The following is a 21,926-nucleotide window of genomic DNA, read 5'->3' as shown; positions in this document are numbered from 1 at the left end:
AGCAAGCGACCCCTGCGTCAGGAGCGGCGCTGCGGCGCGGGAAATGCGCGTTGCATGGAACGGCCGATGGGCCTAGAAACGCGCGTTTCCGGCCAAGGGTGCCGGCAAGCCTGAAGGGACGTCATGGGCTACAAGGTCGCAGTAGCCGGCGCCACGGGAAACGTGGGCCGGGAGATCCTCTCGATCCTCGCCGAGCGGGGCTTTCCCGCCGATGAGGTGGTCGCACTCGCGTCGCGCCGTTCGATGGGCGTCGAGGTCTCCTATGGCGATAAAACCCTGAAGGTGAAGGACCTCGCCACCTACGACTTCTCCGACACCGACATCTGCCTGATGTCGGCGGGCGGCGCCGTGTCGAAGGAATACTCGCCGAAGATCGGCGCGGCCGGGTGCGTGGTCATCGACAATTCCTCCCAGTGGCGCACGGACCCGGACGTTCCCCTGATCGTTCCGGAAGTGAATGCCGACGCCATCGTGGGCTTCAAGAAGAAGAACATCATCGCCAATCCCAACTGCTCCACGGCGCAGCTGGTGGTGGCGCTGAAGCCGCTGCACGACGCGGCGACCATCACGCGGGTGGTGGTGTCCACCTATCAGTCCGTCTCCGGCGCCGGCAAGGATGCCATGGACGAGCTGTTCAGCCAGACCCGCGCGGTGTTCGTCTCCGATCCGGTGGAGCCGAAGAAGTTCCCGAAGCGCATCGCCTTCAACCTGATCCCCCAGATCGACGTGTTCATGGAGGACGGGTACACGAAGGAAGAGTGGAAGATGGTGGTCGAGACCAAGAAGATCCTCGACCCCAAGATCAAGCTCACCGCCACCTGCGTGCGGGTGCCGGTGTTCATCTCCCACTCTGAATCCGTGAACGTGGAGTTCGAGAAGCCCCTGTCGGCGGACGAGGCGCGCAAGATTCTGCGCGAGGCGCCCGGCATCCTGGTCATCGACACCCGCGAGCCCGGTGGCTACGCCACGCCCCACGAGGCGGCCGGCGAGGACGCCACCTATATCTCGCGCCTGCGCGACGACCCGACGGTGGACAACGGCATCGCCTTCTGGTGCGTGTCGGACAATCTGCGCAAGGGCGCGGCGCTGAACGCGGTGCAGATCGCGGAAGTGCTGGTGAACCGCAAGCTCATCACCTCCCGCCGCAAGGCGGCGTGAGAAAGGCTTGATCCAAGCTGGAACGGCGCCCTCGCGGGCGCCGTTTTCGTTTGGGCTTTAGAGCGCGATCCAATCAGATTGAACCAATCTGATCGGTGAATCGCCCTCTAACTTATTGATAGAGAATGCGTGATCCGATCAGCCTGCGGTGCAGGCTGATCGGCGCATGCTCTAGCGCGCCATCTGCATGGAGCCGGTCTCCCGCGCCCGGACATGCCAGGAGAGCGCTTCCTCCAGCACATGGGGCGTATGGCCACCCCGGGCGAGCGCACGGGCATAATAGTCTTCCAGCGCATCGCGATAGAGCGGATGCACGCAATTGGCCAGGATCACTCGGGCGCGTTCGCGGGGTGCCAGTTCCCGCAGGTCCGCCAGGCCCATTTCGGTCACCACGATGTCCACGTCATGCTCGGTATGGTCCACATGGGAGACCATGGGCACCACGGAGGACAGCGCCCCGCTTTTGGCGATGGACTTGGTGACGAACACGGACAGATAGCCGTTGCGGGCAAAATCGCCCGAGCCGCCAATGCCGTTCATCATGTGGGTGCCGCCCACATGGGTGGAATTGATGTTGCCGTAGAGGTCGAATTCCAGCGCCGTATTGATGCCGATGATGCCCAGGCGCCGGATGATCTCCGGGTGGTTGGAAATTTCCTGCGGTCGCAGGATCAGGCGCGGCTTGTAGCGGGTGATCTGCGGCATCACCGCGTCATGCTTGGCCTTGGACAAGGTGATGGAGGAGCCGGAGGCAAAGTTCAGCTTGCCGGCGTCGAACAGGTCGAAGGTGGAATCCTGGAGCACCTCCGAATACATGGTCAGGTCATAAAAGGGGCTCTCGATGAAGCCGTGCATCACCGCATTGGCGATGGTGCCGATGCCCGCCTGGAGGGGCTGAAGGCGGTGGGTGAGGCGCCCGCGCTTCACCTCATTGTCGAGGAAGTCCATGAGATGGCCGGCAATGGCGGCGGTCTCGGGGTCCGGCGGCAGGACGGTGGAGGCCGAATCCAGCTTGGCGGTGACCACGATGGCCGCGATCTTCTCCGGCGGAATGGGGATGAAGGGCAGGCCCACCCGGCTTTCGGGGGCGACCACTGGAATGGGCTCGCGGAACGGCCGGCGGGTGGGAATATAGATGTCGTGCAGCCCCTCCAGCTCCACCGGCTGGGTGAGGTTGATCTCCACGATCACCTTCTCGGCAAGGATGGCGAAGGTGGCGGAATTGCCCACCGAGGTGGTGGGGATGATGCCGCCCTGGGCGGTGATGGCCACCGCCTCCACCACCGCCACGTCGATGGGACCAAGCTGGTGGGTGCGCAGATGCTCCACCGTCTCGGACAGATGCTGGTCGATGAACATCACCTCGCCGGCATTGATGGCCTTGCGCAGATAGCTGTCCGACTGGAACGGGATGCGGCGGGCGAGCACATGGGCCTCGGCCAGTTGCTTGTCCAAATCGTTGCCCAGCGAGGCGCCGGTGACGAGGGTGATCTTGAAAGGCTCGCGCTTCGCCCGCTCCGCCAGCGCCAGGGGCACAGCCTTCGCCTCGCCTGCGCGGGTGAAGCCGCTCATGCCCACGATCATGCCGTCCTTGATGTGGGATGCGGCCTCCTCGGCGCTCACCACCTTGTCCTGGAGGGAAGCGAGACGGATACGGTCATGCGGCATGAAGCAGGGTCCTTGGGTCCGATGCTGCGGGAAGCAAGGCATAAGCGCATGGGCGCGCACAGCCTGGAATTCTCCTTAGGTCGGACAGGGCGGACCGAGCGGCCGCACCGGCGGGTGCCCGACTGCTTGGGGGAAAGCCTTGCGCAACAAGGCGCGGCGCGCCATCTGCGGTACAAGAAAGCGTGACGGCCCCGCCAGTTCTGCGCCAAGGCGGACCGTGCTATGCGAACCGCGCAACCGAGGGAGAGGATGATTTGCCTAAAGATGGGAGATGGGACCGGCGCGGTGTGCTTGCGCTCCTGGCGAGCGCAGCGGCCAGCCCGCTGGTTGCGGCTGGCGCCCATGCTGGCGACGCCACCTTGGTCTGCCCCACCGGCAAGGTGGAGGTGATCGCCCATCGCGGCTTCGCCCAGATGGCGCCGGAGAATACGCTGGCCGCCTTCTCCCAGGCCCTCGACCTTGGCTACCACTCCCTGGAATTCGACCTGCGGCTCACCAAGGACGGCGTGCCCGTGGTGCTCCATGACGCCACACTCGAGCGGACCACGGACGGCACCGGCGCCGTGGCGGATCTCGTGCTCGCCGACATCACCGGGCTGAATGCCGCCGCGGGTCGGCCCAATTGGCCGCCCCAGCGCATTCCCCTGTTCGAGCAGGTGGTGGCGCTGGCCAAGCCGCGGGGCGCGCGCCTTTATGCGGAGATCAAGCAGCCCGCGACATCCGCCGGCATTGCCGAGATGGTGCGGGTGGTGCGGGACGCCGGGCTTGAGGCCCAGACCTGCTTCTGCTCCTTCCAGCTCGACTATCTGCGCACCGTGCGGGGAGAAAGCGAAACGGTCGCGCTGGGGCTGATCGGCTCCGACATCGGCGACCTCCCCGCCTTCGCGGAACTTTCCGGCGACCGCACCATGATGCTGCGGCGCCGGCACCTGCTGGAAAACGAGGGCTGGGTGGAAACCTGCCGCGCCGCCGGGACCGATGTCTCCGCCTGGCTGGTGGCCTCCCAAAGCCAGGTGCGCGCTTTGGCGCGGGCGGATGTCTACCGCATCACCTGCGACCGCCCCGTGGTGGCGCCGGACCGCGCCTGCTGAGGCGACGCATCGCTCAGGCGCGGATCGCCACCGGCAGGCCCTTGGCATCCCGCTCCGGCGGGTCGGGAAAAGACAGCGCGACGCCCGTGCCGATGCGCCAGGCGGTCCAGGCGCAGGCGGCGGCATCCACCAGATCGTCCCAGCCCATGCGCCAGCGCCGCGCCGTGTCCTGGGTGAGGTCGGCCACGGGAAAGCCGGCTTCGGCAAGGCGCTCCCGCCGGAATTTGAGACCGTCTTCGCTGATGCGCCCCTTCACCTTCTTCGCCACGGGCACAGGCCCGCCCAGCATGGTGCGGAAGCTCACTTCGGGATGGCATTCCCACAAGCGGGGCAACAGGTCCGGCCGGCGCTGGAGCAGAAGGTCGATCTCGCGGATCTTGGGGAAGATGGCGAAGCACTGCTTGGAGATGGAGCGGGGCGGCTCCGATGTCGCCCGGGCCACCGTGCAGGCATGGCGATAGCGCTCCACGTCCGGGATCGTCTCGTCCGTGCCCGCCTCCACCGCCGCCCGCGACGGCACCGAGAAGACCGAGGACTGGCGCATGCCCAGCAGCGGGCGCACCGCCCGCTCGGCGGCGCGCCCGCCGGGAAAGCTGCGCTCCGGCAGGCCGATGGGCATGTCCACGGCGGCAAAGCCCTCGGGCCCCAGATGCGCCATGGCCGCCTCCACCGTCGGCAGGCGCAGGATTTCGAGCCCTTGCGCCCCATCCCAATAAAGACACGCCCAGCCGCCCGGACACCCGTCCATCCCCAGGAACCGCATATTCTTCTCCTCCCGCCCGACCAACGGCCCGCTTCCCTCTTGCGTCGCATCGCTCTAGCTTTGCACCGCAACAACCTCTGGGGAGAGCCCACATGACCATCCGCCCGCGCCGCAGCGTCCTTTATATGCCCGGCTCCAATGCCCGCGCGCTGGAAAAGGCGCGGACCCTGCCGGCGGATGGCGTGATTCTGGACCTGGAGGACGCGGTCGCCCCCGACGCCAAGCTGGAGGCCCGCACCCGCGTGGTGGAGACGGTGAAGGCCGGCGGCTTCGGCCCCCGCGAGGTGGTGATCCGCGTCAACGGGCTGGACACGCCGTGGGGCAGTGACGACATTGAGGCCGCCGCCTCCGCCCGTCCCGATGCCATCCTCATCCCCAAGGTGCAGGATCCCGAGCAACTCGTCACCGTCGGCCGTCGCCTGGAGGCGCTGGGCGTGCCCGCCGAGACCCGCGTGTGGGCGATGATCGAGACACCGCTCGCCATCTTCGCCGTGAAGGACATCGCCGCCGCCGCGCGCGACCCCATCACCCGCCTCGCGGTCTTCGTGATGGGCACCAACGACCTGGCCAAGGAAACCCGCGCCGCCCTCATTCCCGGCCGCGCGCCCATGTATCCCTGGCTGACCCTGTCGGTGGCCGCCGCCCATGCCTATGGCATCGACGTGCTGGACGGCGTGTGGAACCAGTTCCAGGACATGGAGGGCTTCAAAGCCGAGTGCCAGCAGGGCGTGGAGCTGGGCATGGACGGCAAGACGCTGATCCACCCCGCCCAGATCGAACCCTGCAACACCGCCTTCAGCCCGCCCGAGGCGGAGGTCACCCGCGCCCGCACCATCATCGCCGCCTTCGACCAGCCGGAAAATGCCGGCAAGGGCGTGATCCAGCTGGACGGCCGCATGGTGGAGCGCATGCATGCGGACATGGCGCGGCGCACCGTGTCGCTGGCCGACGCCATCGCCGCGCGCGCCTGAGCCATGGCCCACACCATCGTCATGCTGGCCTATCCCGGCATGACGCAGCTCGACCTCACCGGGCCGTTCGAGGTGCTGGCGCGGCTTCCCGAGGCCAAGGTGCATCTGGCCTGGAAGTCCACCCGCGCCATCACCGACGCGGCGGGCCTGACCCTGGAGCCCACCACCAAGTTCGGCCATCTGGACCGGTGCGACGTGCTGTTCGTGCCGGGCGGGCCGGGGCAGGTGAAGCTCATGGCCGATGACACCGTGCTGACCTTCCTGCGCTACATGGCGCAGGAGGCGCGGATCATCGGCTCGGTGAGCACCGGCGCGCTGCTCCTCGGCGCGGCGGGCCTGCTGAAGGGCCACCGCGCCGCCTGCCACTGGCTGTCGGCGGATCAATTGCCGCTGCTCGGCGCGGAGCCTACCCGCGCGCGGGTGGTGCGGGACGGCAACCGGGTGACGGGGGCGGGATCGAGCGCCGGGCTCGATGTGGCGCTGGAGATCGTGTCCGAGCTGGCGGGGTCGGACGAGGCGGGGCGCATCGCCCTCGCCTTGGAATATGAGGCCTATCTGGCGGCCATGGACGGCGCGGTGCGCCAGCGCCTGGAGGCGGAGATTCGCGCCCGCACGGACGAGTTCCAGCGCACCCGCGAAGCCGCCGCACGGGAGGCCGGGGCAAGGCTCCCGGCCTGAGACGGTGAGATGCGGGCGGGGCGCGCCAGCCGCCGCCCGCGCCACTCAGGCCAGGTCCCAGGTCGCCTGACGGCCTTCGCCAATGCCGTAGATGAGATAATGGACCAGAGGATCGACGCCAGCGGCCGCCACGTCCCCGTAATGGTCGAGATAGCCCTCAGTATCGAAGCCGCGCGAGGGATCGCGGCCCTCTTTCCAGCCATAGGTCATGTAGTGATCGAGCGGGTTGGACCCCGCCGCCGCAACATCCGGATTGACCTGGAGATAATAGCTGACATCGAAATAGGCGTTGGGATCCCGCCCTTCCTTCAGGCCATAGACGCTCCAATGCTCATAGGCATCGGCGCCCGCCAGAGCCACGTCCACATTGGACAAGAGGTAGAAGGTGGCGTCGAACGTGCCGCCATGCTCCAGACGGGCGCTGTCCACCACCGGGCGCACCTGCCGGCCCTCATGCATGCCATATTGCAGGTAGTGCTGGAGCGGATCGACCCCGGCAGACGCCACGTCCGGGTTTAGCTTCAGATAGAGCGAGCTATCGAAGCGAGCGGAAGGGTCATCGCCATTCTTCCAACCGGTCTCGTGGTAATAATCCAGCGGATTGGTCCCGGCCGCCTTGAGCGCGGCGTGATTGGCGAGATAGGCGGTGGTGCTGAACATCCCGTTGGGGTCCAGCCCCGCCTTCCAGCCCACGCTGTCATAATGGTCCCGCGCGGTGAGACCGGAATTCAAAAGGCTCGGGACATAGCCCGCATACATGAGGTCGTTGACCAGAGGATCATCGTCCAGCAGCAATGTGCCGTCGGCGAACTGGAGCGCGGCGATGTTGCTGACGAAGTCGGTGCTCTGGATGCCCATGATCATGGTCTGAGCACCATAGGCGTTCTGGTTGTAGCTCTTGAGCTCCCACTGCAATTGCAGCGTGTCATAGCCGCCGCCGCCATCCACGCTGTTGATGCCGCGCCCGGTGACGAAGACCGTGTCGTCCGCGTCGCCCTTGAGCGTGTCATTGCCGTCGCCCGTCACCACGCGGCCAAAGCGCAGGCTCGGCGTGAAATGGGTGTCGACCCCGGCGACCCTGGCCGCGTCGGAACTCAGATTGACCCAGGTATCGGACGTCACCGCCGCCGCATTGAGGGTGTGGGGATAGGGCTGGGTGCTGGAGAGGGTGGTGCGATCCGCGTCCTCGGCGCCGAGGCGGGCGTAATCGTCGGTATAGATGAAGGTTTCACCGACATTGACACCATCTCCGATCAGCCAAAGACCAGCTTCGAACGAAACGGCGCCCCCCGTATTGTTGGAGACGGACAGAACCCAATCGCCGGATGTTGAAATCTGCCCCCAGCTTCTCACCGTATCGAATGTGTAAGACAGGTCCGTCAATCCGATCGATGCGGAGGGCGCGTAGACAGAGGGGTCCATGAACAGGTTCGATGTGCCATCCGGCCCGATCAGGCTGACGGACAGGTTCTCCAATCCAGAGTTCGGCGCTTGAATATGGAGCCCGACCAGGGCGTGCTGCACACGGATGACATCCTCGAACCGCACCGACAGGTTCACGCTTTCGCCGCTGGCGAGGGTGACCGAACCATTGGAGAAGGTGGCTGAAAGCCGGGCGGCATTGTCGAACGTGCTCTGCTTGGTCCAGGTCTCGGCCAGCCGCACGGCCGCATGGGCATCCACCAGGCCGAAGCCGAGATCATCGTTGAACAGCAGGCCTCCCCCGTTCCAGTCGCCCGCGCCATTGGTCTGCCAGGTGGCCACCTGCGCGGGATTCCTGGCGCTGTAGGCGAGGATTTCCTGGACATCCCGATAGCCGAGAAGGGGATTGGCTTCCAGCATCAGGGCGACCACCCCTGAGACGATGGGCGCGGCAGCGGAGGTTCCCGAAAAGCCGTAGCTTCCCGCACCGCTGACATTGGTGTAGTCGCCGTCTTCCTGGATATTGTAGCCGGCGGTGCCCGTCAGGTCCGTGGTGACGATGCTGGGGAGTTCGTTCGCGGGTCCGTCCAGCGTGTTTCCGCTGCCCGGGGCAGCCACCAGCACACTGGTGCCGGCCGTGGAATAGCTCGCCACCGTGCCGTCCGCATTGGCAGCGGCGACGAGGATCACGAAGGGCGAGCCGCCCGTCACCACCGAGGCCGTATGCTCGTTCTCTGCCCGTCCGTTGCCGGCGGCGAAGACGGTGACCGTCCCCAATCCGTCCCGGCCCATCTGTGCGAGATTCAGGGTGACATTGTTGAAGACCGGCTGCAGCAACGCCCCGCCAAATGGGGTTTCGAACGGCGCACCCCAGCTGTTGGAACTGACGTCCACGCCGTCCTGCAGCATGTGGCTGGCGGCTTTTACGAAACTATAGAGAATGGAGGGGCCGATCGCGGCACTCGTATAGCCGATGGCGGATGCCTCATAGGCAACGCCCAGCCCGCCCACGCCATTGTTCGCCGCCACGATGAGGCCCGTGGTGGCCGTGCCATGGTCCCCAGGATATTGGCCGGGGGTTTCGGTGATGAAGTTATAGGCCTTATCCGCCAGATAATTCTGCTTCAAATCCGGGTGGTCGGCCTGGAAACCGTCGTCCAGGACACCGACCACCACGCCTTTTCCGGTGTAATTGGGCCATACGCCGGTGACGTTGATGTCGTTGCGATAGGCGCCCTCCGCCTGCGGCAGACCCATGATGTCCTGCCCGGTATTGAGCAGGTGCCACTGATCGTCGAACAGCGGATCCCAATATCCAACGCTCTTGGCCATGCCGACCCTCCCCACCGTACGTGCAAGGCACATCCCTCTGGGTCATTTTACGGCGCGACCAATGTAAATTGTCAATGAAAGACTACGACACAAATGATCTGACAGAATAAGCCCTAGAAAATGAACTAAGATCTATTTCATCAAACCTTACTTCCGATCAATGCACCCAACCCGAAACAAAGGCAGATCCCCGGCTGCAGCCCGACCTCCGCTCGCACCCTGCGTGGGCCCATGGGCTTGCTCTCGCCGTGTCGCTTGAAAGGCCGGGCCAACGGCGCGGATGGCTTTGGCTCGGATGGGCCGCGCGCGAGGCCGCGCCCGCGCGCGGTCTTGAACGCGGCCGTCAGGCCAGGTCCCAGCTCGCCTGGCGGCCCTCGCCGATGCCATAGACGAGATAGTGGACCAGCGGGTCAATGCCGGCGGCCGCCACGTCCGCATAATGGTCGAGATAGCCTTCGGTATCGAAATTGGCGGAGGGATCGCGGCCTTCCTTCCAGCCATAGGTCATGTAGTGATCAACGGCATTGGCCCCCGCCGCCGCCACGTCGGGATTGGCGGAGAGGTAGTAACTGATGTCGAAATAGGCGTTGGGATCGCGCCCTTCCTTCTGCCCATAAGCGATCCAGTGCTCGTAGGGATTGGCCCCCGCCAGCGCCACGTCCTCATTGGCCAGGAGATAGAAGGTGCCGTCGAACATGCCGCCATCCTGCAGATGGGCGCTGTCCACCACGGGCCGCACCTCGCGCCCTTCATGGATGCCGTATTGCAGATAGTGCTGGAGCGGATCGACCCCCGCCGCCGCCACGTCCGGGTTGAGCTTCAGATAGAGCGAGGTGTCGAAGCGGGCCGAAGGATCATCGCCATTCTTCCAGCCGGTTTCGTGGAAATAATCCAGCGGATTGGTGCCCGCCGCCTTCAGCGCCGCATGATTGGCCAGATAAGCGGAGGTGTCGAATACCCCGTTGGGGTCGAGCCCCGCCTTCCAGCCCACGCTGTCATAATGGCTTTCGGCGGTGGTGCCGGAATCCAGCAGGCTGGCCACCTGGCCGGCATAGAAGAGGTCATTGACCAGCGGATCATGGCCCAGCGTCAGCGTGCCATCGGCAAACTGGAGCGCGGCGATGTCGGTGGCATAATCGACACTGTCGGCCCCGACGATGACCGTCTGGATGCCATAGGCGCTCTGGCTGTAGGCCTTGAAGTCCCACAGGAATTGCAGGGTATCGTGGCCGCCGCCGCCCTCCACGCTATTGGTGCCGCGGCCGGTGAAGAAGACGGTGTCGCCCTCGTCACCCGTGAGCGTGTCATTGCCATCGCCCGTCACCACGCGGGCAAAGCGCATGTCGGGGGTGAAATAGGTGACGACGCCGGCGATGGTGGCCTCGTCGCAGCACAGATTGACCGTGGTGTCGGAGGTCACCGCCGCCGCATTGAGGGTGTGGGGACCCGCCTGGGTGCTGGAGAGGATGGTCCGGTCGATGTCATCCGTACCCAGACGGGCGTAATCGTCTGTATAGATGAAAGTCTCGCCGGCAGTGACGGCGTCGCCGAGTAGCGCTAGCTCAGCATAGATCACAAGGTCGGCGTCGCCATTATTGGTGATATTGACCGTCCATTTGCCGCTGTTCGACATCTCTCCCCAATTATGGACGGTGTCGAAGGAAAACCGCAGAGGTCCACTGACCCCCACGAACTGATAATAGGACGCGTCCATGAAAAGGTCGGTGGTGACGCCGTCGGGTCCGGTCAGCGAAATGGAGATGTCTTCCAGAGATCCCGTGAGCGACCCGAACCCCGCGTTCACCCCCGCATTGATCGAGAGCGTCGCGTGCTGAACGCGGATGAGATCCTCGAAGCTCAGGTCCACATGCCGCGCCTGACCTGCGGCGACCACCAGCGCATCGGTCGACCCGGAAACGGACTGGGTCAGGGTGACGAGGTTGTCGTAGGTGCTCTGCTTCTGCCAGGTCTCGGCAAGACGGACCGCCGCGTGGGCGTCGATCAACCCGAAGCCGAGATGGTCGTCATAGAGGAGCCCGCCGCCGTTCCAGTCCGAGCTTCCGTTCGTCTTCCACTCCGCAACGCCGTCCGGCGTCTTGGCGCTGTAGGCCAGGATTTCCTGGATGTCGCGGTAGCCAAGGTTCGGATTGGCCTCAAGCATGAGCGCCACAACGCCGGCCGCAATGGGTGTGGCAGCCGAGGTGCCGTTGAACCCATGGCTGTGCGTGGCTTCATCCCACAGATTCGTATAGTCCCCGTCCGGCGTCTTGTTGAGGCCGGCCTCGCCCAGAAGGTCGGTGGTGACGATGCTCGACACCTCCGACACGGTGGGAACGGAGGTGGACTTGGTGCCGCTGCCTGGCGCTGCGACCAGCACATTGGCGCCCGGGATTGTGTAGTCCGTCGCTTTGCCTTCCACGGTCGCGGCGCCCACCACGATCGCTTGGGGTAGGCTCGTCGTCGGATAGAAATTGGTGTTCTGCTTCACTTGCGAGGTCAGCGCTGTGTTATTGCCGGCCGCGAACAAAACAGAAATGCCGAGGCCGTCGCGGCCCAGGCTCACGAGATCCGTGAACGCCGCGGCATAGATGTCCTGCTTGGCCGCATCCTGAAATGGCGTTTGGCGAAGCGGCATGCCCCAGCTGTTGCTGCTGACGCTGACGCCATCCATCAGCATTCGTGCGGTTGCCTTGATGAAGTCTGGCGTGAAATTATCAATCTCAACCAAGCCGGAGCGCTCAATGACGCCGTCGGTGGTGTAGCCGATGGCCTTGGCGCCATATGCGACACCCACGCCGCCAAGATCATTTTGAGCGGCGGCAATCAGGCCGAGGGTCGCCGTGCCGTGGTCGCCATCAACCTGACCGGGCTGGTTACGGGTCAAATAATAGGACTTATCGGCCAGATAGTTCGGGGCGATATCGGGATGGCTGGCCTGAAAGCCATTGTCCATCACGGCGACCACCACCCCCTCGCCCGTATAATCGGGCCATACGCCGGTGACATTGATGTCGTTGCGATAGGCGCCCTCCGCCTGCGGCAGGCCCATAATGTCCTGCCCCGTATTGAGCAGGTGCCACTGTGCGCCAAACAGGGGATCCGTCGGTATAAAGGTCTTGGCCATGCCTAGCACTCCCCGCCCACACCAGTAGGGGCACAAATACGGGCTGTGTTTTCGGGCCTTCCACGGCCGCATGTCAACGAAAGACTAAGATATATTAAACTGCGCAAAGCATGATAGTCGGCAATTCTTACGTAAACTTTCATGCGCGGAACCATCATTCGGCTTACGCTTCTTCGACCCCTGCAGCCGCGAGCCGGGACGGAAAGCGCGCATACGCCCATTTGCGCCCCTGCCGCGCGCGCCTATAACCGCATGGTCCCATCCACCCGGCAGAGGCCGCCTTATGAAGCTCTATCGCTATCTCACGGGTCCCGACGACAGCGCCTTCTGCAAGCGCGTGAGCGCGGCGCTGAACAAGGGGTGGCAGCTTTATGGCGCGCCCACCCTCACCTTCGATCCGGTCAAGGGCCGCGTCATTTGCGGGCAGGTGATCGTGAAGGACGTGCCCGGCGACTGGACGGACGACGTCACCCTGTCGGACTACTGAGCCGCCTCGCCGAGCGCCGCCTGAAACGTGCGGGCGGTGGGCGGCAGGAGCACCACGGACACGTCCACGGTGTCACCCACCTGGCCGAACTCCTCCTTCACGGCATTGGAGAGCTTCGCCACCGCCTCGCGGGCGCGGGCGACGCTCCAATGGGGATCGAAGCCCAGGTGCAATTCCACCAGCATCTTGCCGCCATGCTGGCGGGTGCGGATGTCGCCGAGTTCCTCGAACTCGTCGAACTGGGTGGTCAGGGCCTTGAGGATGCGCAGCTGTCCCGCCTCGCCGATCGCCTGATCGAGCAGGGAGCCCAGCGAATTGGTCATCATCTCGAAGATGTTGAACACCATCAGCCCGATCACCAGGAAGGACGCGATGGGGTCCAGATAGGCCACCCATTCGATCTGGTGGAAGGTTGAGGTGATGACGGTGACGCAGAAGACCGAGCCGGACGACACCGCTGAGATGAAGTGCACCCGCGCCTGGGCGGCGAGCACCGGCGAGCGGGTCTCGCGGGCGAGGCGCGTCGCCTTGCGGTTGAGGAAGACATTTCCGCACACCGCGGCGGCGGTCACCGCAAGGCCGAGCCAGGCCCCGCTCACCGCCTCCGGATGCATGAGGCTGGAGACGGCGCGCACGCTGGCGATGATGACCAGGATCACCTGCAATATGGCGATCATCAGCTCGGCGAGGTTCTCCAGCTTGCCGAGGCCATAGGCATAACGCTCCCCCGGCCCCTTATGGGCGATGCGCAGCACCAGCCAGCAGGCAGTCAGCGAGGTCAGGTCGAAGGAGGTGGCCAGCAGGTCGGTGAGCACCGCCGCCGAATTGGTCAGCGTCGCCGCCAGGATGTAGAAGGGAAACAGGCAGATGACGAAGATCATCGCCTGGAACGACAATTGCTGGCTCGCAGACCCCTTCACCCCCGCCCCCTTTCCCGTCCGCGCCACCAACCCGGCGCCCCCCGATACCACCACACTCACACCGCCCGCGCCATGTGCCGCCATGGGGCACGCGCCGTCAAGCGCGGGGGCGCTCCCCTGTTGCGTTGCACCTTGGCCGTGGTCCAACATGCCACAAAGCGCGTGAGGGGCTCCATGACGAAAACCAGTTCCGGCAACTTCTTCGAGGATTTCTCCGTCGGCCAGGTGATCCGGCACGCCACGCCGCGCACCATCACGGCGGGCGATGTGAGCCTCTATAGCGCGCTCTATGGCTCGCGCTTCGCGGTGCAGTCCGCCGACAGCTTCGCCCAGGCGCTGGGCTATCCCCGCGCGCCGGTGGATGACCTTCTCGTCTTCCACGTGGTGTTCGGCAAGACGGTGCCGGACATCTCGCTGAATGCGGTGGCCAATCTCGGTTATGCCGGCGGGCGGTTCCTCGCCCCGGTCTATCCCGGCGACACGCTGCATGCGGTCTCCGAGGTGATCGGGCTGCGGGAGAATTCCAACGGCCAGAGCGGCGTCGTCTATGTGCGCTCCACCGGCTTCAACCAGGACGGCGTCGAGGTGCTCGACTATGTGCGCTGGGTGATGGTGCGCAAGCGCGATCCCAAGACGCCGGCGGTGGAGGCGGTGGTGCCCAAGCTGCCCGCGGCGCTGGCCCCCGACGCGCTGGGCGATGCCGTCCCGCCGCTGGACGCCTCCGAATGGCGGGACGACCTCTCGGGCTCGCCCTACCGCTTCGGCGACTATGAGGTGGGCGAGAAGATCGATCATGTGGACGGCATGACGGTGGAGGAGGCGGAGCACATGATCGCCACCCGCCTCTACCAGAACACGGCAAAGGTGCATTTCAACCAGTTCACCGAGGGCCAGGGCCGCTTCGGCCGCCGGCTGATCTATGGCGGGCACGTCATTTCCATTGCCCGGGCGCTGTCCTTTAACGGGCTGTCCAATGCCTTCCATGTGGCCGCCATCAATGGCGGGCGCCACGTCTCCCCGCTCTTTGCCGGGCTGACCGTGTTCGCCTGGAGCGAGATCCTCGACAAGGCAGAGATTTCCGGCCGCGACGATGTGGGCGCGCTGCGCGTGCGCACCATCGCCACCAAGGACCGGCCCTGCGCCGATTTTCCGCTGAAGGCCGGCGAGGACTATGACCCGAGCGTGATCCTCGACCTCGACTATTGGGTCTTGCTGCCCCGCTGAGCATCGGCGGAGGCGGGCTTGGGGCGCGCGCCATTGGCCGTCCCCTTGGGGGTAGCGGAGTTGGCGGGGGCCGGCTTGCCAGTGGTGCGCTTCGCCGCTGGCGCGGGGACGGGGTCCGGCCCCGGCAGGGCGAAGCGGGAGAAGAAGGCGAGCGACGCCTCGCCCATGTCCAGGTCGCGGCTGCGCAGGCCCAGCACGGACGAAGCAAGATCCGGCTTGGTGCGCACGCGCGCGGGCGACTGGTGTCCCCCGCCCTCCACCTTGTAGAGGCGCACCTCGGCGCCGCCTTCGCAACTGGTCCAGGTCTGAAGACTGATGGAGGTGCCGTCGAGCGGATCGCGATCCGCCAGCGGCTCGGTGGCCGTCTGCGCACAGCGGTCGAGCGCCGCATAAAGGAGCGCGCTGTCGGGCGCGGACAAGGTGGCGCCGAGCGGTGTCCAGAAGCCGAACCAGCCGATCACGGAATCGGCGGTCCCGTGCACGAACATGATGGGCACCGGCCGGGACGGGGCGCATTCCTCGCGATAATTGGCCGGCGCGGTGGCCATGGTGACGGCGAAGGCGGCAAACAGGCCCGCATGCTCGCAGGCCATGCGCTCCACCATGAAGCCGCCATTGGAAATGCCCAGCAGATAGATCCGGCGCGGATCGGCGATGCCCTCCTGCACCAGACGCTGCACCAGCAGAATGAGGAAGGGCACGTCGTCGCCGGGCGTGAGGATCGCTTTCAGGCGCATGGCGGCGGGCCGGCCATCATTCCAGACCCGCCCGATACCCTGGGGATAGACCGTGACCACCCCCTGGGGCGTGGCCGTCACGTCGAGCCCCACATAGTCGCGGAAGCTCTGGGAGGACTGCCCGGCGGCGTGGAGCGCGATCACGGTCGGCGCGGGGCCGGTGGCGCCAGGCGGGCGGGAGATGAGATAGGTCCGGTCCTCCCGGCCCACCTGGATGTGCTCCTCGGCGAGGTTCGAGGCGGCGATATTCGGTGCGGCCGGATCGGCTTGCGCGTGCGCGGCATTGGCCATGCCCCAAAAAGCAGGGACAAGGATTGCCAGCATCAGGGCGAAGGGGCGGACGGCACGCGGAATCGCCCCGGCGGTTTGGCGCATCCGCAGCGACTCGCCCCCCTGACGCAACGACACCTGTACGTTTTCACTCTCAGTCACAGCGATCCATTCCCCGGCTGACCAGAGCCGACTCATGTCGAGTGGACAGCATGTCGCAGAAATTGTGCTCCCGGCTGTTGCGCGCAAGCCACATCGGCAAGGCGGAATGAAGGCAGCCACAAGGCAAGGCTCCAGATTTGATCTATCTCAAACTTTCTGACCCCGATGCCGGACAAGTCTCGCCCAGTCACGTTTGACACAAAGGGACTGGGACATGGCTACGAAGGGCTTCTGGGGGCGGATCGGCCTTTTCGCCGCGACGATGATGACGGCGGCTTTCGCAACGGCCGCGAGCGCGGCGGACCTCTCGCCGGTGGTGAAGGCGCCGGTGCAGCCGGTGACGGAACAGAGCCCATGGATGATCCGCCTGCGCGCCCTCGGCGTGCTGCCCATGGACGGCGGCAACGTCCAGGGCGTGGCCGGCTCCAACCTGTCCTATTCCAACTCGATCACGCCGGAACTGGACATCTCCTACTTCCTGACCAAGAACGTGGCCCTCGAATTGATCCTGGGCACCACGAAGTCCAACATCTACGGCCAGGATGCCATTTCCAGCCTCGGCAAGATCGGCAGCACCTGGATCCTGCCGCCCACGCTGACCCTGCAGTATCACTTCACCGAGCTGGGCGCGTTCAAGCCGTATGTGGGCTTCGGCGTGAACTACACCTTCTTCTACAACACCAGCACAACGAACTCGGTGACCTCCCTCAGCCTCCAGAACACCTGGGGCTGGGCGCTGCAGGCCGGCTTCGACTACATGTTCGACAAGCACTGGGGCATCAACGTCGACGTGAAGAAGATCTTCCTCACCCCGAGCTTCGACGTGGGCGTCGGCGCCACCACCCTGCCGGGCCAGGCCGACCTGAACCCCTGGCTGGTCGCCGCCGGTGTGACCTACCGCTTCTGATCCAGTGGTCGAGCGGGGATGGCCATGGCCGTCCCCGCCTGACCGGGTCTTCGCCCGCGACGGGCATTCGACAGGGCCCGCGCCATCCGATCACGCCAGACGGCGGCCAGATCGGATGGCGCGGGCCCTGTTTGCATGAAAGCCGGCTCGACGATTTCCGGCCGGTGCGATAGGACATCGCGGCTGGCGGGCTGGGCCGGGCGCATGGGAGCGGGGAGCACCTTTTCGGACGTGGACTGCCCGTTCAACCGTTTCGCCTATGCCGAAGGCCTCGCGCATGTGGGGCGGGCCGCGGCCCATCCGTCCGGCCGCTTCGTCCTGCTGCGGCGAACCATTCCCGGCACCCAGCTTGAGGACGGCATCTCGCCTTGGCCCTATCTTTGGATCAGCGACCCCGGCCAGATCCGGTCGCTCCAGGCGGATTTCCCGGACCTTGTGACCGTGACCGTGCTGTGCCAGCCCGGCTATGTGCCCGCGCGCGCGGAGTGCGACGCGGTGCTCCTGAAGCACCATTTCGTCTATGATCCTCGCCTGCCGCCGCCGCCCCTGAGCCCGCGGGCGCGGGCCCGGCTGGACGCCTGCGCCCGGCACGCGGTGTTTGAGGAGGTGACGGCGGACGAAGACCGCCTTGCCATCTGCGCCCTCTATGGGGCGCTGAAGGCCGCCCGCCACCTCACCGGCCTGTTCGACATGGACGCCCGCCATTTCCGTGCCGTGGCCGGGCTGAAGGAAAGCCGCTTCTTTCGCGTCAGGTCCGGCGATGCCATCGGCGCCATGGCCTGCGGTGTCGTCTTCGGCGACGGGCTGCAAATCCTGCATACGGTTCCCACCGCCGAGGGTCTGCGCTGGAATGCCTCCTATCTCCTGATGCACGGCCTGCAGGACTTTGCCCGCGCCCATGGGGTGCGGCTGCTCATCGGCGGCCTGCCCGCCAGTGCCCGGCCCGGCCTGAAGGTGTTCAAGTCGCGCTGGGTCAATGCCACCGCGCCGGTCCACATGATCCGGGTGGTCAATGATCGGCAGGCCTATGCCCGGCTCAGCGCGGGCGCCGCGGAAAGCGCCTATTTCCCTGCCTATCGGAGGCCCGCGTGACCAGCACCGGCGTGACCAGCCCCGATGTGACGCGTCCCGCTGTCACCCGTCGGGCCGACATTCTGCGGTACACGCCCAAGACCTTCCTCATCTGGGCCCCGCCTTACACCCACACCAGTTCCGGCATCCGGGCGCTGTACCGCCTGTGCCACCACCTGAACGTGAGCGGCTATCCCAGCGCCCTTCTCGCCGAGCCGGGCCACCCTTTGCCGCACTGGAACTGCTTCCTGCACGAGGGGCCGGTGGATGACGCCATCCTGGTCTATCCGGAGATCGTGTCCGGCAATCCCTGCGGCGCCGGCCGGGTGGTGCGCTGGGCGCTCAACACGCCTGGGCTGATCGGCGGCGATACCCATTATCCCGAAACCGAGATGGTGTTCTTCTACGATCCTCAGAAGCGCGCCGACGTCCAGCGGGCGGTCGCCGAGCCGCTTGGGCCGGAACGGGTCCTCTGGCTGGGGCTGGTGGACCCCGCCCACATCTATCCAGACCCCGCCGTGCCGAAGACCCTGGACTGCTCCTTCGTCTATAAGGGCGCGCCCCTGGCCGAGCGGTTTCCCCTGCCCGCGGGCAGGATCATTGAGCCGCTGGAATCCCTGACCCCGAACATGGCCGCCCTGGGCGAGACGCTGCGTCGCACGCGCACCCTTTATTCCTATGACCATTACAGCAATCTGCTGCGGGAGGCGGCCATCTGCGGGTGCGATGTCCGGGTGGTGGACGAGCACGGCACCTGGCATGACCCAAGAACCTGCGATTGCCCGCTCAATATCCTCTGGGACGCCGACCTTCTGGCCACCTATGCGGGGAAGTTTCACTCCAGCGCCTTCGTCGCCCCCTTCATCCTTGAGCTGCGCCGACGCTGGGACGTGCCGCCTCCGAACCCCTGGTGGAAGGCGATCCTGCCCTTTCCGGCCCGGTGACGGCCGATCGCATGGTTTTTTTTGGCGGCGGCCTGCCGGAGGAGGTGCTTTCAGGCCCAAGCCCCGTGAGATACGCTGGGCTGACCGGGGGGATCTGCGCGGAATTCTCTACCTTTTTTCCGCACCGCGTCATATTGGAGCAGTCCGCGCGATACTGTGCTTTGGAATCGTTGCGAACTGTCGACGATTGAGATACCTGATCGGTCGATTTTTGGAGGAGGCCCATGGCCGACAGCCCCACGCGCGTCACGCGCCCGCTATCGCCCCACCTGCAGATTTACCGTCCGCTGTTCACGATGATGATGTCCATCGTGCACCGCATCACCGGTGGTGCCCTCTATTTCGGCACGGTCATCCTGGTGTGGTGGCTGCTGGCGGCGGCGACCTCGCCGGGTGCCTATGCCACCTTCTCGGGTATTGCCGGCTCCTGGCTCGGCATGCTGATCCTGTTCGGCTTCACCTGGGCGCTCCTGCACCATGCCCTCGGCGGCATCCGCCACTTCCTGTGGGACTTCCTCATCGGCTTCGGCGCCAATGAGCGTGTCCTGCTGGCCAAGGCCACTTTGGCCGGCTCGGTGGCGCTGACGCTGCTGATCTGGATCATCGGCCTGGCCGTAAAGGGCTGAGGAGAGAGACATGCACAGCCCCATGCGCACCCCTCTCGGCCGCGTCCGCGGCCTTGGCGCCGCCCGCTCTGGAACGGAACACTTCTTCCTTCAGCGGGTGACCGGCGCCGCCAATTTCCTGCTGATGATCGCCTTCATCTGCATCGTCATCTCGCTGGCGGGCGAAAGCTACGCCACCGCGCGCGCCGCCATCGGCAGCCCCTTCGTCGCCATCGTCCTGCTGCTCACGCTGCTTTCGGTGACCACCCACATGCGCATCGGCATGCAGGTCATCATCGAGGACTATGTCACTGGTGAAGCGATGAAGGTGCTCTGCATCGTCGCCAACACCTTCTTCACGGTCGCGATCGGTCTTGCCGGCGCGTTTGCCGTGCTCAAGATCAGCCTGGGAGGCTGAGCGCAATGGCCGAAACCAACGCATCCAACGGCTCAGCCGCCCCCGGCGTGAACGGCGCGGCCTATCCGATCCAGGACCATACCTACGACGTGCTCGTGGTCGGCGCCGGTGGCGCGGGCCTGCGCGCGGTGGTCGGCTGCTCGGAGGCGGGCCTGCGCACCGCCTGCATCACCAAGGTGTTCCCCACCCGGTCCCACACGGTGGCCGCCCAGGGCGGCGTTGCCGCCTCGCTCGCCAATATGGGCGAGGACAAGTGGGAATGGCACATGTACGACACCGTAAAGGGGTCGGACTGGCTGGGCGACCAGGACGCCATCGAATATCTGGTGCGCAACGCGCCGGCCGCCGTCTATGAGCTTGAGCATTGGGGCGTGCCCTTCTCGCGCACCGAGGACGGCAAGATCTACCAGCGCCCGTTCGGCGGCATGACCACGCATTTCGGCAAGGGCACCGCCCAGCGCACCTGCGCCGCCGCCGACCGCACCGGCCACGCCATGCTGCACACGCTCTATGGCGCGGCGCTGAAGCACAAGGCCGAGTTCTTCATCGAGTATTTTGCCATCGACCTGATCATGGACGAGGAAGGCCGCTGCCGCGGCGTCGTCGCCCTGAAGCTCGATGACGGCACCATCCACCGCTTCCGCTCCCACCTGACCATCCTCGCCACGGGCGGATATGGCCGCGCCTATTTCTCGGCGACCTCGGCCCATACCTGCACGGGCGACGGCAATGCCATGGTGCTGCGCGCGGGCCTGCCGCTCCAGGACATGGAGTTCGTGCAGTTCCATCCCACCGGCATCTACGGCTCGGGCTGCCTCATCACCGAGGGCTCGCGCGGCGAAGGTGGCTACCTGACCAATTCCGAGGGCGAGCGCTTCATGGAGCGCTATGCCCCATCGGCCAAGGACCTTGCTTCCCGCGACGTGGTCTCGCGCTCCATGACCATGGAGATCCGCGAAGGTCGGGGCGTGGGCAAGAACAAGGACCACATCTTCCTGCATCTCGACCATCTGGACCCGAAGATCCTGCACGAGCGCCTGCCCGGCATCTCGGAAAGCGCGCGCATCTTCGCCGGCGTGGACGTGACGCGCGAGCCGATCCCGGTCATCCCGACCGTGCACTACAATATGGGCGGCATCCCCACCAATTATCATGGTGAGGTGCTGAACAAGGTGCATGGCGATCCGGACAAGGTGGTGCCCGGACTGATGGCCATCGGCGAGGCCGCCTGCGTTTCCGTGCACGGCGCCAACCGCCTGGGCTCCAACTCGCTCATCGACCTCGTGGTGTTTGGCCGCGCCGCGGCGCTGCGCGCCGCCGAGGTGGTGCAGCCGGGCGAGAAGCACCGCGAACTGCCCGCCGACAGCGCCGACAAGTCGCTCTCGCGCCTCGACCACTTCCGCAATGCCAAGGGCGATACCCCGACCGCCGAGCTGCGGGCCCGCATGCAGCGGGTGATGCAGAGCAATTGCGCGGTGTTCCGCACCGGCGAAGTGCTGGAGGAAGGGCGCACGCTCATCCACGACGTGTTCTCGGCCACCTCAAATATCGGCGTGTCCGACCGCTCGCTGGTCTGGAATTCGGACCTGATCGAGACCCTGGAATATGACAACCTCATTTCCCAGGCGGTGGTGACCATGGAAAGCGCGGCCAACCGCAAGGAAAGCCGTGGCGCCCATGCCCGCGAGGATTATCCGGACCGGGACGACCACAATTGGATGAAGCACACCCTGGCCTATCTCGACACCGCCACGGGGCAGGTGAAGCTCGACGACCGGCCGGTTCACACCTACACCCTGTCGAACGACATCCAGTATATTGAGCCCAAGAAGCGCGTGTACTGAGCGCGCGTCGCAGGGCTTTCGCGGAGGAGAGCGTGGGTGGATGGACGGCCTCGATCCGTTGGTGGCCACCACTGCCCGGCTCGCCGCAGCCAAGACCGAACTGGCGCGACGGGCGCCAGGACCGCGAGGA

The 21,926-nt window shown here is 65.6% G+C and carries 18 protein-coding genes; 12 read left to right on the top strand and 6 right to left on the bottom strand.

All coding sequences use genetic code 11. The features are described 5' to 3' along the window. The first annotated feature begins 123 nt into the window (after positions 1 to 123). The gene (locus tag J5J86_RS21080) at positions 124 to 1,158 is read left to right on the top strand and encodes an aspartate-semialdehyde dehydrogenase (RefSeq protein ID WP_209101808.1); all 1,035 of its coding nucleotides are present in this window, start codon (positions 124 to 126) and stop codon (positions 1,156 to 1,158) included. Between the two features lie 171 nt (positions 1,159 to 1,329). Here J5J86_RS21080 and J5J86_RS21075 read toward each other — a convergent pair whose 3' ends face one another. Next, positions 1,330 to 2,826 (bottom strand): acetyl-CoA hydrolase/transferase family protein, encoded by a 1,497-nt coding sequence (locus J5J86_RS21075; protein WP_209101799.1) that lies wholly within the window; start codon positions 2,824 to 2,826, stop codon positions 1,330 to 1,332. 287 nt (positions 2,827 to 3,113) lie between these two features. Here J5J86_RS21075 and J5J86_RS21070 point away from each other — a divergent pair, with 287 nt between their 5' ends. Further along, positions 3,114 to 3,917 (top strand): glycerophosphodiester phosphodiesterase, encoded by an 804-nt coding sequence (locus J5J86_RS21070; protein ID WP_209101796.1) that lies wholly within the window; start codon positions 3,114 to 3,116, stop codon positions 3,915 to 3,917. Positions 3,918 to 3,930: 13 nt separating this feature from the next. Here J5J86_RS21070 and J5J86_RS21065 read toward each other — a convergent pair whose 3' ends face one another. After that, entirely contained in the window at positions 3,931 to 4,680 is a 750-nt protein-coding gene (locus J5J86_RS21065; RefSeq protein WP_209101793.1) for a DUF429 domain-containing protein, read from the bottom strand. A 92-nt stretch (positions 4,681 to 4,772) separates the two neighbouring features. Here J5J86_RS21065 and J5J86_RS21060 point away from each other — a divergent pair, with 92 nt between their 5' ends. Together J5J86_RS21060 and J5J86_RS21055 are read left to right on the top strand one after the other, a co-directional pair. Then, on the top strand, positions 4,773 to 5,651 hold the full coding sequence (locus J5J86_RS21060; protein ID WP_209101790.1) for an HpcH/HpaI aldolase/citrate lyase family protein: 879 nt from the start codon (positions 4,773 to 4,775) through the stop codon (positions 5,649 to 5,651). A 3-nt stretch (positions 5,652 to 5,654) separates the two neighbouring features. Further along, positions 5,655 to 6,329, top strand: coding sequence for a DJ-1/PfpI family protein (locus J5J86_RS21055; RefSeq protein WP_209101788.1), 675 nt, complete (start codon positions 5,655 to 5,657; stop codon positions 6,327 to 6,329). Positions 6,330 to 6,374: 45 nt separating this feature from the next. Here the strand turns inward: J5J86_RS21055 and J5J86_RS21050 are convergent, their stop codons facing one another. Beyond that, on the bottom strand, positions 6,375 to 9,083 hold the full coding sequence (locus J5J86_RS21050) for a S8 family peptidase (protein ID WP_209101785.1): 2,709 nt from the start codon (positions 9,081 to 9,083) through the stop codon (positions 6,375 to 6,377). A 343-nt stretch (positions 9,084 to 9,426) separates the two neighbouring features. Then, positions 9,427 to 12,207, bottom strand: a complete 2,781-nt coding sequence (locus J5J86_RS21045; RefSeq protein ID WP_209101782.1) for a S8 family serine peptidase — start codon at positions 12,205 to 12,207, stop codon at positions 9,427 to 9,429. Positions 12,208 to 12,490: 283 nt separating this feature from the next. Between J5J86_RS21045 and J5J86_RS21040 the strand changes: the two genes are divergently transcribed. Continuing rightward, positions 12,491 to 12,694 carry a DUF1737 domain-containing protein gene (locus J5J86_RS21040; protein ID WP_209101780.1) on the top strand — a complete coding sequence of 68 codons (204 nt, stop codon included), beginning with the start codon at positions 12,491 to 12,493 and terminating at the stop codon, positions 12,692 to 12,694. Here the strand turns inward: J5J86_RS21040 and J5J86_RS21035 are convergent. Then, positions 12,688 to 13,698 (bottom strand): cation diffusion facilitator family transporter, encoded by a 1,011-nt coding sequence (locus tag J5J86_RS21035; protein WP_209101777.1) that lies wholly within the window; start codon positions 13,696 to 13,698, stop codon positions 12,688 to 12,690. The genes J5J86_RS21040 and J5J86_RS21035 overlap by 7 nt on opposite strands. A gap of 90 nt (positions 13,699 to 13,788) precedes the next feature. On the opposite strand from J5J86_RS21035, the gene J5J86_RS21030 reads away from it, so the two are divergent. Continuing rightward, on the top strand, positions 13,789 to 14,838 hold the full coding sequence (locus J5J86_RS21030; protein ID WP_209101775.1) for a MaoC family dehydratase: 1,050 nt from the start codon (positions 13,789 to 13,791) through the stop codon (positions 14,836 to 14,838). Here J5J86_RS21030 and J5J86_RS21025 read toward each other — a convergent pair. Then, a complete protein-coding gene (locus tag J5J86_RS21025; protein WP_209101773.1) occupies positions 14,814 to 15,950 on the bottom strand; it encodes an alpha/beta hydrolase family esterase in 1,137 nt (378 codons plus the stop codon). The two genes, J5J86_RS21030 and J5J86_RS21025, sit on opposite strands and share 25 nt — an antisense overlap. 271 nt (positions 15,951 to 16,221) lie before the next feature. Here J5J86_RS21025 and J5J86_RS21020 point away from each other — a divergent pair, with 271 nt between their 5' ends. The 6 genes from J5J86_RS21020 (at position 16,222) to sdhA (ending at position 21,796) form a co-directional block, all read left to right on the top strand. Then, a complete protein-coding gene (locus J5J86_RS21020; RefSeq protein WP_247657748.1) occupies positions 16,222 to 16,914 on the top strand; it encodes an OmpW/AlkL family protein in 693 nt (230 codons plus the stop codon). A gap of 204 nt (positions 16,915 to 17,118) precedes the next feature. Further along, positions 17,119 to 18,006 carry a hypothetical protein gene (locus J5J86_RS21015; RefSeq protein ID WP_209101770.1) on the top strand — a complete coding sequence of 296 codons (888 nt, stop codon included), beginning with the start codon at positions 17,119 to 17,121 and terminating at the stop codon, positions 18,004 to 18,006. After that, the gene (locus tag J5J86_RS21010; RefSeq protein ID WP_209101767.1) at positions 18,003 to 18,929 is read left to right on the top strand and encodes a hypothetical protein; all 927 of its coding nucleotides are present in this window, start codon (positions 18,003 to 18,005) and stop codon (positions 18,927 to 18,929) included. The genes J5J86_RS21015 and J5J86_RS21010 overlap by 4 nt, the downstream gene beginning before the upstream one ends. A gap of 224 nt (positions 18,930 to 19,153) precedes the next feature. Further along, entirely contained in the window at positions 19,154 to 19,555 is a 402-nt protein-coding gene (gene sdhC / locus J5J86_RS21005; protein ID WP_209101764.1) for a succinate dehydrogenase, cytochrome b556 subunit, read from the top strand. A 10-nt stretch (positions 19,556 to 19,565) separates the two neighbouring features. Further along, positions 19,566 to 19,952 (top strand): succinate dehydrogenase, hydrophobic membrane anchor protein, encoded by a 387-nt coding sequence (sdhD, locus tag J5J86_RS21000; protein WP_247657747.1) that lies wholly within the window; start codon positions 19,566 to 19,568, stop codon positions 19,950 to 19,952. Positions 19,953 to 19,957: 5 nt separating this feature from the next. Continuing rightward, positions 19,958 to 21,796 (top strand): succinate dehydrogenase flavoprotein subunit, encoded by a 1,839-nt coding sequence (gene sdhA, locus J5J86_RS20995; protein ID WP_209101762.1) that lies wholly within the window; start codon positions 19,958 to 19,960, stop codon positions 21,794 to 21,796. Positions 21,797 to 21,926 lie beyond the last annotated feature (130 nt).

This window comes from Aquabacter sp. L1I39 (assembly GCF_017742835.1).
Classification (GTDB): Bacteria; Pseudomonadota; Alphaproteobacteria; order Rhizobiales; family Xanthobacteraceae; genus L1I39.
The sequence above is the reverse complement of the archived record's forward strand: the minus strand, read 5'-3'. Positions and strand labels throughout refer to the sequence as shown.